The following is a 13455-nucleotide window of genomic DNA, read 5'->3' as shown; positions in this document are numbered from 1 at the left end:
CCTGCCGTATTCGCTTTGCCTGATGAGGAGGCAGAGCACCGGTACGGAATTCCTCAGGACTGATAGCGCATCCAGTCCGTCCCAATCTGATGTCACCACAAGGAGTGAAAATGGCATTAGTCTCTAACCCACATTCTGCTGATTCACCGCGCCGTCCCTGGCTGGGAGGCATAGCTGGCCTGCTGGTAGGCGGCGCGATCCTTTATTTTTGGCCGCAATGGAACCGAACATGGTTAAGCGTGGTGCCTGCGCCGGTCTCCGTGTATACCCACTTTCTCGGGGTCACTCTGGAAGAGGTCCCGTTAATAACCTATGGTCACCAGGCGCTGCTGGGTTTTCTGATGGTGCTGCTCGCGCCCGGTTACGGTAAGTCGACCCTTGCCGCGTGGATGATGCATAACCCTGCGTCAAGCCGGCGCTGGCCCGGCGAGGTTCTCCGCGCCTGGGGCATAAAATTTGGCCTGCTGATTATCGTCTTTTGCAATCTGTTCTTTTTATCCCGGGTCGGATCCGGGACCCTGGCGTTATATATTTTTATTCTCCAGCACGTCAGCGTTGCCGCGGCGGTGGCGTCAGGGGTGCTGCTCCTGCGTGACGCCCGACGTCTGGCCCGCACGTTCGACGCTCAGCTGGCGGACCTGCGCCTCCTCGTGATACTCACTCTGGGGTTTCAGACGATTTTGCCGGCGCAGATCGCGCTGATGAGCGCCCGGGGCGTGAATACGCCGCTGGGCTGGTACATTGTTATCGCGCAAATGGCAGGGGTGTTACTGGCGTTTATGCTGGTCGGCGGGCTGGTGGCAGCGCTACGTTCTTTGCTGGGCGAGGAGAGATGTCGGGCATGGCGTGGGGATATGGCGCTCTTCAACGGCATTGTCACGCTGTGTGTGACGGGATTTCTTATCTATAACATGGCGTCAGCCTATCCGCGGATCTTTGCTGCGCTGCATTAACCCTGGCAAAGCCGATTTTCGGCCTCACACTGGAAGCATAAAGAAACAGCGGGGGCAGCCGCCCCCGCGGTCAGATAATGCGGTTTTGTTTGAAATCGCGCAGGAAGCTGCCCCAGCGCTTTTCATAGAACGGTGTGATATGGGCAATCATAAAGTGGCTGATGCCCTTCTCGCCTTCCACCACCTGACAAATATCGATCGGCTCATCGCCGGGCAGGGTATCGGTCGCCACGCTGCCGGTGGTCTGAATAATGGACTCGATATCCCCTTCCGCTTCAATACCTATCAGCAGATTAGCGGGCGCGTCGGCGTGCTCTTTGATCGAGCACAGGAACGCCCGCTTGACGGTTTTCAGCGTTTTGAACAGCGTGGTCAGCGAATCGACCATCTGCGCCGGCGGGTCAGCGACTTCAGACAATAACAGCGCTTCGCCCCCTTCCAGCACCGTCTGGGTGCTGAGCGGGCTGCCCTCTTCCCCGAGCAGATGGCTGATTTCACGCGGGGTGAACTCTTTGCCGCTCGGCAGCTTCGGGTTGAGGAACAGCGATTCGCCCAGCGTCATCGCCATCAGCGTACGGGCCGGCATCATCACGAAAGCCTGTTCGTCTTCCACCGCCTGCTGTAGCGCCTCCAGCGAGGTAAAGAACGGGATCACCGAGCTGCCGTCATCTTTTTCCCAGTGCTGCAGATCCAGCGCGCTGTCTTCGACAATCTGCTCACCATCGGCTGCACTGCCGGGTACCCAGACGGTCGCCTCCAGCAGCGCGCTGAAAAATGCCGGACGGTGGGCGGGCTCAGTCGCCGCTTTTTCCAGCAGGGTTTCTAATTCATTTTTCGTATCAGACATAGTTTGGCTACTTCACAATGAATTGCCCGGCGGCCATTCGTCCACGCGGGCATACGGTTTTCCTGGCCGGGTAAGCGTAGCGCCCCCGGCAAGGCCGTTACTCAGCCGTCAGCAGGTTAGCAATGGTACGCACGCCAAGACCCGTCGCGCCCGCCGACCACTGCTCAACGGCAGATTTACGGTAGGTTGCCGAACAGTCGATATGCAGCCAGCCCTGATGGTAGTTTTCCACGAAGTGGGACAGGAAACCCGCCGCGGTACTGGCGCCAGCCGGATAGGCGGCACTGCCGGTGTTGTTCAGTTCAGCGAAGTTCGACGGCAGCTGGTTGCGGTGGAACTCGGCCAGCGGCAGACGCCAGAAGGCTTCGTTTTCCGCCTGGGCGCTCGCCAGCAGGCGATTCGCCAGCGCATCGTCAAAGCTGAACAGCGCGTGGTAGTCATTACCCAACGCGGTTTTCGCCGCGCCGGTCAGGGTGGCGGCATCGATGATCAGCGCCGGCTTCTGCGCCGAAGCGTCAATCAGGCCATCCGCCAGCACCAGGCGGCCTTCGGCGTCAGTGTTCATCACTTCAACGGTTTTGCCGTTACGATAATGAATAATATCGCCGAGTTTAAAGGCGTTACCGCTGATCAGGTTGTCGGCGCAGCACAGGTAGAGCTTCACGCGCTTGTTCAGCCCGCGGGTAATGGCAAAAGCCAGCGCGCCGGTGATGGTCGCCGCGCCGCCCATATCGGATTTCATTGAATCCATAAAGGCGCTCTGTTTGATGCTGTAGCCGCCGGAATCAAAAGTGATGCCTTTGCCCACCAGGCAGGCGTATACCGGGGCTTCTTTATCGCCGGTCGGGTTATAATCCAGCGCCAGCAGGACCGGCGGACGCTCGGAGCCGCGGCCTACGGTGTGCAGACCGAGATAGCCCTGCTCACGCAGATCTTCGCCTTTGGTGATGCGATAGCTCATCTGCTCGCCCGCCACGCTGCACAGTAGGTCCACGGCGCGCTGTGCCAGCTGCTCCGGGCCCAGCTCTTCCGCCGGGGCATTGATGGTGTCGCGCACCCAGTCAATAATGGTCAGACGGTTGTCCAGCTCGCTACGCTGCGCATCGTCCAGGGTCGGCCATTCAACTTTACGGGTGCCTTTCGGACCTTTATAACCCGCCCAGAACGCCCACGCGCGGTCGGTGTCCCAGCCTTCGCCGCTTAACGCGACATGTTTGATGCCCATACCGTCAATTTTACGCGCCGCGCGCTGAATCAGGCCCAGGTCGTCTTTGCCGTTGAGGTGCAGGGCGATGCCGTCGTTATTAATGCTGTAAGACGCCTTTTCTCCCCAGCGTGCATCGGCTGGCTGAGTAGAAAGCGTAATCTTCATGGCTTCGGTCATTATCATTATCCTTCTTAGCAAACGGGCCACCGTATGGCAGCCCGTAATGTTCTCTCGCTCGATGATTCATCCGACTTAATACCGTCGCATAAATCATAACGCGAAAATTATTCGGCTTCGTCTAACCAGACTAACAGAATCGCCTCGAGAATTTTTTCATTGGATGCGTTTGGGTCGTCATCGAACTCTTCCAGATCGCAAATCCACTGATGCATGTCGGTAAAGCGAACGGTTTTCGGATCGAGATCCGGATAAGCGTCGTACAGCGCTTCGCCGATTTCACGGCTGTCGGTCCATTTCAGTGCCATATTAATGCTCGCGTGCGTGGTTGATGGTGTAACGCGGGATCTCAACGACCAGATCTTCGTCGGTGACGCGCGCCTGGCAGCTCAGGCGGCTGTCAGGCTCCAGTCCCCAGGCTTTATCCAGCATATCGTCTTCATCTTCGGTACTTTCCGCCAGCGAGTCAAAGCCTTCACGCACGATGCAGTGGCAGGTGGTGCAGGCACAGGATTTTTCGCAGGCGTGTTCAATCTCGATGCCGCTACGCAGCGCCGCATCCAGAATAGTTTCACCAGTCTCAGCTTCCACAACGATGCCATCCGGACACAGGTCCTGGTGGGGCAGAAATACAATTTTTGGCATTTTAAACCTCGTCCACGGATTGGCCTTTCAGCGCGATACGGACCGACTGATCCATACGGCGGGCGGCGAATTCCTGGGTTTGTGTGTCGATATTTTTAATCGCTTCTTTAATGGCGTCGGCGTCGTCGCCTGCCGCCGCGGCGCGTACCTGCTCCGCAGCGGCATCGATAACCTGACGCTCCGCGGCGCTTAACAGCGCGGCGTCGGCGGCCAGCGCGCTTGTCAGGCTCTCCAGGACACGGGCGGCTTCCACTTTCTGTTCAGCCAGCATGCGCGCCTGGACATCCTGTTCGGCGTAGCTCATCGAATCTTTAATCATGGTGGCGATTTCGCCATCGGTCAGACCGTAAGACGGTTTCACCTGGATAGAGGCTTCCACCCCGGTCGATTTTTCCATCGCCGTGACGCTCAGCAGACCGTCGGCATCGACCTGGAAGGTGACGCGAATATGCGCCCCGCCCGCTGGCAGAGCCGGGATCCCACGCAGCGCAAAACGCGCCAGCGAGCGGCAATCCTGCACCAGCTCACGCTCGCCCTGCATCACATGAATGGACATCGCCGTCTGACCATCTTTGAAGGTGGTAAACTCCTGCGCGCGGGCCACCGGAATGGTGGTATTACGCGGGATCACTTTCTCCACCAGGCCACCCATGGTCTCCAGCCCTAACGACAGCGGGATAACGTCGAGCAGCAGCAGTTCGCTGTCCGGCTTGTTGCCGACCAGAATATCCGCCTGAATCGCCGCGCCGATGGCGACGACTTTGTCCGGGTCGATGGAGGTCAGCGGGGTGCGGCCAAAGAATTCGCCAACGCGTTCGCGCACCAGCGGCACGCGAGTGGAACCGCCGACCATCACCACTTCCAGCACCTCTTGCGCCTCAACGCCGGCGTCTTTCAGCGCGCGACGGCAGGCCAGTAAAGTGCGTTTTACCAGCGGGGCAATCAGATCGTTAAACTGGCTGCGGGTGATATCGCCCTGCCAGCCGCCGACCTCGACGTGCGCTGCCTCGGCATCGCTGAGGGCGATTTTCGCCGCGATGGCGGCATCCAGCAGCTCACGCTGCAGGCGGTTATCGCTGCGGTCGCTGAAGCCCGCCTGCTCGCGCAGATAGTCGGCCAGCAGATGGTCGAAATCATCGCCGCCGAGCGCCGAGTCACCACCGGTCGCCAGCACTTCAAACACCCCGCGGCTTAAGCGCAGAATGGAAATATCAAAGGTGCCGCCGCCGAGATCGTAGACCGCAATTACCCCTTCCTGACCGGAATCGAGGCCGTAGGCGATAGCCGCCGCGGTCGGCTCATTGAGCAGGCGCAGCACGTGCAGCCCCGCCAGACGCGCCGCGTCTTTGGTCCCCTGACGCTGAGCGTCGTCGAAATAAGCGGGAACGGTGATCACCACGCCGTCGAGTTCACCAGCCAGCGCTTCGGTTGCCCGGGCAGCCAGCGCTTTCAGGATGTCGGCGGAGACGCGAATCGGGTTCAGCAGGCCGCCGGCGGTCTGGATCATCGGCAGGCCGTTTTCACTGGCCTGCAGCTGATACGGCAGATGCGGGTAGCGGTTTTGAATATCGGCGAGGGAGCGCCCCATCATTCGCTTCACCGAGCTGATGGTATTGGCAGGATCCTGGGCGGCGTTAAGCCGGGCATCATAGCCGACGGTCAGCCCCGAAGCGTGGTAGTTCACCACCGACGGCAGCAGATAGCGGCCTTGATGGTCGGGCAAGGTTTCGGCCTGGCCGCTACGCACGGTAGCCACCAGAGAATTGGTGGTGCCCAGGTCGATACCGGCCGCCAGACGACGCTGGTGCGGCGCGGCGCTCAGGCCGGGCTCACTAATTTGTAATAAGGCCATAATTGCTTCCGAAAATTAAAAATCGAGCAGTTTTTCTTCGAGTTCTTCAGCACTGCTGCGCAGTTTATCAAGAAAACGGAGCTTACGTACCGTATCCGCCGCCGCCTCCCAGCTCTCATTATGCAATTGGTCAACCATCAGTTGATGGCGGGTATCAAACAGCGCTTTCACTCGTTTGATAAAGGCTTCCAGCCGCGCATCGTCTTTCGCCTTACCGATCTCGTCGAGCTCTTCGCGTAGCTCCAGCTGTTCCATCAGGAATGCGGTATCGCGAACGGTATGCTGCTCGCTGGCCAGATCGAAGCCATGAAGCGAGAGGAGGTATTCCGCCCGGGTCAACGGATGGCGCAGCGTCTGCCAGGCCTGGTTTATGGTCGCGGAATGCTGAACCGCCGCAAGCTGTTCCGCAGCAGGCGCGCTGGCAAATTTATCCGGATGGTACTGGCGCTGCAGATCCTGATACCGGACAGCCAGTTGTTCAAGCGAGAGGGTATAGCTGGCTGGTAACCCGAAGAGGGTGAAATAGTCCATAGTAACCTCAGGGTCATGCATCTAAATGAAAACCCCACGCGCGGCGTAACCGCGGTGGGGTTGGGGATGACCGATTATACGTTAAAGCTTTCGCCGCAGCCGCACTCGTCTTTGACGTTAGGGTTGGTGAACTTGAACCCTTCGTTGAGACCTTCTTTGACGAAGTCCAGCTGAGTGCCGTCGAGGAATTGCAGACTTTTGCCGTCGATCACGACCTTCACGCCTTTGTCTTCAAACACGGTGTCTTCTGCCGCCGGCTCGTCAACAAACTCCAGTACATAGGCCATACCCGAGCAGCCGGAGGTTCTCACGCCCAGGCGCAGGCCAAACCCTTTACCGCGGTTCGCCAGGAAGGCATTGACTCGCGCTGCAGCACTGTCGCTAAGAGTAATCGACATAACAAAACCTCAACTAATTATTTTGCTTCACGTTTGCTTTTGTAATCCGCAATCGCGGCTTTAATCGCGTCTTCCGCCAGAATAGAGCAGTGAATTTTCACCGGCGGCAGTTCCAGTTCATCGGCGATATCGGTGTTCTTGATCGCCTGCGCTTCGTCCAGGGATTTGCCCTTCACCCACTCGGTGACCAGGGAGCTGGAAGCGATGGCGGAACCGCAGCCGTAGGTTTTGAAGCGCGCGTCTTCAATGATACCTTCATTGTTGACTTTAATCTGCAACTTCATCACGTCGCCGCAGGCCGGCGCGCCGACCATACCGCTGCCGACGTTCTCGTCGCTGTTGTCAAAAGAGCCGACGTTGCGCGGATTCTCGTAATGATCGATAACTTTTTCGCTGTATGCCATGTTGAATTCTCCTTATCGGTGCCGAATTAGTGATGTGACCATTCAATACTGTTCAAATCCACGCCCTGCTTAAACATTTCCCACAGCGGAGAAAGATCGCGCAGACGGCCGATGGAGTTACGAACCAGTTTGATGGTGTAGTCAATCTCTTCTTCGGTAGTGAAACGACCTAAAGAGAAACGAATAGAGCTGTGCGCCAGTTCATCAGTCATGCCTAACGCGCGCAGCACGTAGGATGGCTCAAGGCTCGCGGAAGTACAGGCTGAACCGGAGGAAACCGCCAGGTCTTTCAGCGCCATAATCAGCGACTCACCTTCAACGTAGTTGAAGCTGACGTTAAGAATGTTCGGCGCGCCCTGCTCGAGGTCGCCGTTGAGATAAACTTCTTCCATATCCTTCACGCCGTTCCACAGACGGTTGCGCAGCGTGCGCAGACGCGCCATTTCGCTTTCCATCTCTTCTTTGGCGATACGGTAAGCTTCACCCATGCCGACGATCTGGTGAACAGGCAAAGTACCAGAACGCATACCGCGCTCGTGGCCACCGCCGTGCATCTGCGCTTCGATACGGATACGCGGTTTACGGCGAACGTACAGCGCGCCAATGCCTTTCGGACCATAGATTTTATGGCCGGAGAAGGACATCAGGTCCACCTTCAGCTGGCTCAGATCGATAGGCAGCTTGCCCACGCTCTGGGTGGCGTCTACGTGGTAAATGATACCGCGGGCGCGACACATCTCGCCGATGGTAGCGATATCCTGCACCACGCCGATTTCGTTATTCACATGCATGATGGAAACCAGGATGGTGTCGTCACGCATCGCCGTTTCCAGCTCTTTGAGATCGATAATCCCGTTGCGCTGCGGCGCCAGGTAGGTCACCTCGAAGCCTTCACGCTCCAGCTGACGGCAGGTATCCAGAACCGCTTTATGCTCGGTTTTGCTGGTGATGATGTGCTTGCCTTTTTTCTGATAAAAGTTGGCTGCACCCTTGATCGCCAGGTTGTCGGATTCAGTCGCACCAGAGGTAAAGACGATTTCGCGCGGGTCGGCACCGACCAGCTCGGCAATCTGATTGCGGGCGATATCAACCGCCTCTTCAGCCTGCCAGCCAAAACGGTGGGAACGGGAGGCCGGGTTACCAAAGGTCCCGTCCATGGTCAGGAACTGCATCATTTTCTCGGCAACACGCGGGTCCACCGGCGTGGTTGCGGAGTAATCGAGATAAATCGGTAATTTCATTGCTCTTAAACTCCGTACATCACTCAATGCAAGGAATCAGGCAACCGGCTTGATGTACGACCGAGTACACGGAATGCTGGCGCATCCCGGCCTGATTCTGAAAGCTCTTTATAATCGTTGTCCCGACCGTCTCGTGCTGCCTCGCCCTGTCAGCCGCAGTCCGAAACGGGACGGGTCACTCAGGCGCGCAGCTTAACGTTGATCGCGTCCTGGGTGCGCGCATTGCGCTGGGTTTCGTGCTGATGCTGACGGCCGGACACATCAAGGATCTCCTGGTTATTCACCAGTTCACCCAGGGTGATATTGTTCAGGAAGCCGGTCAGGCGTTCGCTCAAATCGCGCCACAGCGCGTGAGTCAGGCACTTATCGCCGCCCTGACAGCCGCCTTTGCCCTGGCAACGGGTCGCGTCAACGGATTCGTCTACCGCGCTGATCACTTCGCCGACGGCGATGCTGCTGGCATCTTTACCTAACAGATAACCACCGCCTGGACCACGAACGCTGGAAACCAGGCCATTTTTACGCAGGCGAGAGAACAGCTGTTCCAGATAGGAAAGCGAAATTCCCTGACGCTCTGAAATATCTGCCAACGGCACCGGGCCCGTTTCAGAGTTGAGCGCAACGTCAAGCATCGCGGTCACGGCATAACGCCCTTTAGATGTCAGTCTCATGTCTTACTTAACCTCAAACTCGCCCCTGGCCGGGCTTTTTATTAATATGGGTATTGCATAGCAGGGCCAAGTCTGACATTCCCGAGTAATTTGGTCAACTATTTACTTGACTGTTTTAGTCAGGTATTTGGCTTTCCGTGCCGTTATTAATTTCGAGCCGCTCCCGGGGTCGGCCAAAGGCCTCGCCCGGGCTACAACAGAGATGTAGATTCGTAGGCCGGATAAGCGAAGCGCCATCCGGCGTTAACGCGCTTACTTACCTTTATTCTGCTGCTCAATAGACGCCAGCATGCCGCGCAGAATGTTCAGCTCCTGACTTTCCGGACGCGCGCGGGTGAACAGACGACGCAGCTTGTTCATCACCTGCCCCGGATGATTCGGGCGGATGAAGCCCGTCGCCAGCAGCGTCTGCTCAAGATGGCCGTAGAAACGCTCCAGATCGTCCACCAGCGGGTACGGCGCCTCTTCATGGTCAACCGCAGGCTGCGCCTGCTCCTGCGTCGCCAGCCAGGCCATCCGCACTTCATAAGCGATAACCTGCACCGCCATCGCCAGGTTCAACGAGCTGTACTCCGGGTTCGCGGCGATCGCCACGTGGTAGTGGCACTTCTGCAGCTCTTCGTTGGTCAGGCCAACGCGTTCGCGGCCAAAGACCAGCGCCACCGGCGCATGCTGCCCCTCGGCGACGCTTTTCAGGCCGCATTCGCGCGGATCGAGCATTGGCCACGGCAGTGTGCGGGAGCGCGCGCTGGTACCCACCACCAGGCTGCAGCCCGCCAGGGCTTCATCAAGGGTATCGACGATCTGCGCGTTGCCGATCACATCGCTGGCGCCCGCGGCCAGGGCTATCGCCTGTGAATCGGGTTTGACCAGTGGGTTGACCAGCCACAGGTTAGTTAAGCCCATGGTTTTCATCGCGCGGGCTACAGAGCCCATATTGCCGGTGTGGGAGGTTTCTACCAGTACGATTCGAATATTTTGCAGCATTATGGTTCTTCGGCTAAAGATTATTCGGGCATGCTACCATAAAACGGAGACATAAGCAGATTTCGCTGTTATTATATGCGCCGTTTTTTCCCGTTCTTTAACATCCAGTGAGAGAGACCGATGCATCCGATGCTGAACATCGCCGTGCGCGCCGCGCGCAAGGCGGGTAATTTAATTGCCAAGCACTACGAAACGCCAGACACCGTAGAAACCAGCCAGAAAGGCAGCAATGATTTTGTGACCAACGTCGATAAAGCCGCTGAAGCGATTATTATCGAAACCATTCGCAAATCTTACCCGCAGCACACCATTATCACCGAAGAAAGCGGTGAACACGCTGGTGAAGAGCAGGATGTTCAATGGGTTATCGATCCACTGGATGGCACCACCAACTTCGTTAAACGTCTGCCCCACTTCTCTGTTTCCATCGCCGTACGCATCAAAGGTCGTACTGAAGTCGCGGTGGTTTACGATCCGATGCGTAACGAACTGTTTACCGCGACCCGCGGCCAGGGCGCGCAGCTGAACGGCTACCGTCTGCGCGGCAGCAACGCTCGCGACCTCGACGGCACCATCATCGCGACCGGCTTCCCGTTCAAAGCGAAGCAGCACGCCACCACTTACATGAATATTCTCGGCAACATGTTTACCGAATGTGCCGACTTCCGTCGCACCGGCTCTGCCGCGCTGGATCTGGCCTATGTAGCCGCCGGCCGCGTTGACGGTTACTTTGAGATCGCCCTGAAGCCTTGGGATTTCGCCGCAGGCGAGCTGATCGCCCGTGAAGCTGGCGCGATTGTCTGCGACTTCACCGGTGGCCATAACTACCTGCTGACGGGCAACATCGTTGCCGGTAACCCGCGCGTGGTGAAAGCGATGCTGGCGAATATGCGTGAGCAGCTGAGCGATGCGCTGAAGCGTTAATCTCTTACAGATGTCAAAAAGGAAGCCGCGGCTTCCTTTTTTTATGTCATTTTATCATGTTGAGGATCTGGCGAATCACCGCATTGCCGCCGATGCACAGTACCGTCAGGCCGCTAAACAAGGCCAGCGGCCCGCGCCAGCGCAGGCAGCCCTGCGGTCCCAGCCAGCGCCGGAAACACAACGCTATTCCTACTGTCGCCAGGCGGGCTAACAGCACGCCGACCATCGCCGGAACCAGCAGCAGCCATCCCCACAGCGGCAACTCGAACTGCTGCGCACTGAGTAAAATCCATACCAGCTGAAACGGCAGATAAAAGCTCAGGGCAAAGATCAGCGGAATGCGAATATTGCTTGCCGGTGCGGAAACGCCTTGAAAGTCTCGCCAGCTATCGCGCAGCAGTATCCCAGCCAGCACCAGCGTGGCCAGATAGCAGACGTCGTTAAAGATGCCCACGAACTGCATCAGCCGATAGCTGGTCAGCTTCCCCATGAAAGCAAAACGCCAGAAAATGATCACCAGGAAACCGAACTGCAATACCCAGCTGCGCAGGATCCAATCGACCATCTCCCGTGGCGAAGGCTGATTATGCACAGCCCAGGCAACAATGGGCAGTTTACTGTGCCCGGGGTGGCAAAAAGCCATGACGAAACCCGACAGCGTTAAGGTGGCGTAGGCCACCAGCGGGATATCCCCGATACGCGACACCCCGAATCCCATGACATACGACATGGCGTGGTAGACGCGCACCAGATCTGACGGCCACCAGCTGGCCAGCGCCGGAAACCAGTAGACGATCGCCAGGCCCGCCAGCAGCCCGGCGGCACCGGCGCAGCCATAATAAAACCGCCCGCTCGGTGCGGAAGAAACGATATTTGCGGCCATAGCGACTCCTTGTCATCCGCCGAAAAGCGGAAAACTAGAGCATCGCTTCGCCAGCGGCAAGCACAGGCGCCCACTTTCGGATTTGCGCCCGGCGTCTGACTAAAACGGGCGGATCCCACCGCCGGCCGGGACTGCGGTGAACCACATCACTCCTGCCGCCGCCAGCAAAATCACGCCGCCGGCCAGCGCCAGCGTCAGCCAGCCCACCTGACGCCACAGCGGCGGCGCCTGATGCTGACCCAACTTCACCGCCAGCTGGCGAAAACTGTGCACCAGCAGCGCCAGCGCCGTGATGGTCAACGAGGTTCCCGCCGCCATCGCCAGCGCCGCCGCCATTCCCCAACTGAACACCCCGATCACCTTGCTGAACAGCAGCACCATGATCGCTCCCGAGCAGGGGCGCATGCCCATCGACAGGACGATCGCGGCGCGTGCCCGCCAGTCGTCGCCGCTCTGAAGCTGATCCGGCGCCGGGAGATGCTGATGCCCGCAGCCGCAATGCTCGTGATGAACATGATGTGGGGTAAAAGCGGTAAACGTTGGCCGGCTCAGCAGCAGACGCAGCTTTTTTAACGCCCGCCAGCACAGCAGCAAGCCTAATGCGCCCACCAGCAGATAGCTGCCCTTCTCCAGCCAGAAACTGCTGAGATGCAGCTGGCGCGCCGGCAGCTGCAGCAGCGCCAGCACCACGACCACCAGCGCGATGGCCACCAGCCCCTGTAATAAAGAGGCGGCCAGCGTCAGGTTAATGCTTGATTTCAGCTTCGAGGGATGGGTGGCGAGCCAGGTAGTAATGACAATTTTGCCATGGCCGGGCCCTAAGGCATGCACTACACCATAAACGAAACTGAACCCGAGCAGCGACAGGCCCGCCGCTGCCGGGTTCTCCGCCACCGCCTGCAGCAGGCGGCTGAGTTCCAGATTCAACGAGCGCTGCCAGACCGCGCTCTGCATCAGCACCTGCGGCCACACCCGCCATAGCCAAATGCCGCCGATGATGCTCACAGCCAGCAACAGCGCCAGCGGCCACAGCGCTTTCCAGCGCGAGGATCGCGCGCGGGGGGTGAAAATTACTGACATGTCAGGGTCACCTTCTGGGCAAAATAGCTGCCCAGCGCCATATCCTCCGGCGGCGCATCCGCTTTATCCAGCGACTGAGCGTACGAGAGCATTTTGTCGTTCGGTTTTGGCGTCATCACCGTTGCCTTACAGGCGGCCCGCAGCGCGGCGGGCAGGGAAAAATCGCTATCCTTGTCATAAAACATGTCGACGTAGTAGGTCGGGTCGAAGGTGGAAAAGGTAAACGTCTGCCCGGCAACGGGTTGCGGCGTCGCCAGCGGCAGCGTAAAGGTCAGTACCGCCTGCAGTCCGTCACGCTCGAGGCCATAGCCGTCGGGACGATTTTCAAATTTCACCCGCTGGCCGTTGTGCCACAGCTCGCTGAAATAGTGCTGGCCGAGTACGTTGGCCATCACCTCCGCCGCCAGCTTTTTCCATACTTCGCTGCCCGGTTTGGCGTTACCGGCGTCATAGAGCAGATCCGATGAGGTAATTTCATCCATGGTCCAGCGCATTTTAAACCCGCTCAGCAGACCGTCTTTAACCACCGGCTCGCTCTGCAAACTAATGAAGCTATGCGGATGCGCGGCGGCTGAAAATGATAAAACCATGAAAAACGCCGCGCTGGTGCATTGTTTCACTCTGTTCATCTGTTCCTCACGTGAAAAATTCTGTG

The 13455-nt window shown here is 58.2% G+C and carries 16 protein-coding genes; 2 read left to right on the top strand and 14 right to left on the bottom strand.

Going from position 1 to position 13455, the window contains the following annotated elements; translation table 11 throughout:
* Positions 1–110: 110 nt before the first annotated feature.
* Positions 111–953, top strand: coding sequence for a hypothetical protein (locus tag NKJ21_RS23325; RefSeq protein WP_023323103.1), 843 nt, complete (start codon positions 111–113; stop codon positions 951–953).
* A 70-nt stretch (positions 954–1023) separates the two neighbouring features.
* Here NKJ21_RS23325 and sseB read toward each other — a convergent pair whose 3' ends face one another.
* The 11 genes from sseB to trmJ form a co-directional block, all read right to left on the bottom strand.
* Positions 1024–1800, bottom strand: coding sequence for an enhanced serine sensitivity protein SseB (gene sseB / locus NKJ21_RS23320; RefSeq protein ID WP_008803795.1), 777 nt, complete (start codon positions 1798–1800; stop codon positions 1024–1026).
* Positions 1801–1897: 97 nt separating this feature from the next.
* On the bottom strand, positions 1898–3184 hold the full coding sequence (gene pepB, locus NKJ21_RS23315; RefSeq protein ID WP_012967441.1) for an aminopeptidase PepB: 1287 nt from the start codon (positions 3182–3184) through the stop codon (positions 1898–1900).
* A gap of 107 nt (positions 3185–3291) precedes the next feature.
* The gene (gene iscX, locus NKJ21_RS23310; RefSeq protein WP_002913954.1) at positions 3292–3492 is read right to left on the bottom strand and encodes a Fe-S cluster assembly protein IscX; all 201 of its coding nucleotides are present in this window, start codon (positions 3490–3492) and stop codon (positions 3292–3294) included.
* Between the two features lies 1 nt (position 3493).
* Positions 3494–3829, bottom strand: coding sequence for an ISC system 2Fe-2S type ferredoxin (gene fdx / locus NKJ21_RS23305; RefSeq protein WP_004201872.1), 336 nt, complete (start codon positions 3827–3829; stop codon positions 3494–3496).
* A gap of 1 nt (position 3830) precedes the next feature.
* Positions 3831–5681: a Fe-S protein assembly chaperone HscA gene (gene hscA, locus NKJ21_RS23300; RefSeq protein ID WP_016161639.1), complete on the bottom strand. Its 1851-nt coding sequence runs from the start codon at positions 5679–5681 to the stop codon at positions 3831–3833.
* 15 nt (positions 5682–5696) lie between these two features.
* Positions 5697–6212, bottom strand: coding sequence for a co-chaperone HscB (gene hscB / locus NKJ21_RS23295; RefSeq protein WP_008803792.1), 516 nt, complete (start codon positions 6210–6212; stop codon positions 5697–5699).
* A gap of 74 nt (positions 6213–6286) precedes the next feature.
* Complete coding sequence (gene iscA / locus NKJ21_RS23290; RefSeq protein ID WP_002913979.1) at positions 6287–6610, bottom strand: iron-sulfur cluster assembly protein IscA; 324 nt, start codon at positions 6608–6610, stop codon at positions 6287–6289.
* Between the two features lie 17 nt (positions 6611–6627).
* Entirely contained in the window at positions 6628–7014 is a 387-nt protein-coding gene (iscU, locus tag NKJ21_RS23285) for a Fe-S cluster assembly scaffold IscU (protein ID WP_002913991.1), read from the bottom strand.
* A 26-nt stretch (positions 7015–7040) separates the two neighbouring features.
* The gene (iscS, locus tag NKJ21_RS23280; RefSeq protein ID WP_016161640.1) at positions 7041–8255 is read right to left on the bottom strand and encodes a cysteine desulfurase; all 1215 of its coding nucleotides are present in this window, start codon (positions 8253–8255) and stop codon (positions 7041–7043) included.
* Between the two features lie 179 nt (positions 8256–8434).
* Positions 8435–8926 carry a Fe-S cluster assembly transcriptional regulator IscR gene (gene iscR, locus NKJ21_RS23275; RefSeq protein WP_008803790.1) on the bottom strand — a complete coding sequence of 164 codons (492 nt, stop codon included), beginning with the start codon at positions 8924–8926 and terminating at the stop codon, positions 8435–8437.
* A gap of 252 nt (positions 8927–9178) precedes the next feature.
* Positions 9179–9913 (bottom strand): tRNA (cytosine(32)/uridine(32)-2'-O)-methyltransferase TrmJ, encoded by a 735-nt coding sequence (gene trmJ / locus NKJ21_RS23270; RefSeq protein WP_008803789.1) that lies wholly within the window; start codon positions 9911–9913, stop codon positions 9179–9181.
* Positions 9914–10033: 120 nt separating this feature from the next.
* Here trmJ and suhB point away from each other — a divergent pair, with 120 nt between their 5' ends.
* Complete coding sequence (gene suhB / locus NKJ21_RS23265) at positions 10034–10837, top strand: inositol-1-monophosphatase (protein ID WP_008803788.1); 804 nt, start codon at positions 10034–10036, stop codon at positions 10835–10837.
* Positions 10838–10883: 46 nt separating this feature from the next.
* On the opposite strand, the gene NKJ21_RS23260 is transcribed toward suhB, so the two are convergent.
* From NKJ21_RS23260 to NKJ21_RS23250, 3 genes are all read right to left on the bottom strand, one after another.
* Positions 10884–11720, bottom strand: a complete 837-nt coding sequence (locus NKJ21_RS23260) for a hypothetical protein (RefSeq protein ID WP_022064874.1) — start codon at positions 11718–11720, stop codon at positions 10884–10886.
* Positions 11721–11819: 99 nt separating this feature from the next.
* Positions 11820–12800 (bottom strand): nickel/cobalt transporter, encoded by a 981-nt coding sequence (locus NKJ21_RS23255; protein ID WP_023298076.1) that lies wholly within the window; start codon positions 12798–12800, stop codon positions 11820–11822.
* The gene (locus NKJ21_RS23250) at positions 12791–13429 is read right to left on the bottom strand and encodes a DUF1007 family protein (protein WP_012967437.1); all 639 of its coding nucleotides are present in this window, start codon (positions 13427–13429) and stop codon (positions 12791–12793) included. The genes NKJ21_RS23255 and NKJ21_RS23250 overlap by 10 nt, the downstream gene beginning before the upstream one ends.
* Positions 13430–13455: the final 26 nt, after the last annotated feature.

Origin of the sequence: Klebsiella sp. SWET4 (assembly GCF_024296565.1) — a bacterium.
Taxonomy (GTDB): Bacteria; Pseudomonadota; Gammaproteobacteria; order Enterobacterales; family Enterobacteriaceae; genus Klebsiella; species Klebsiella variicola.
Note: the sequence above shows the minus strand (reverse complement) of the source record. Positions and strands in the feature narration are given on the sequence as shown.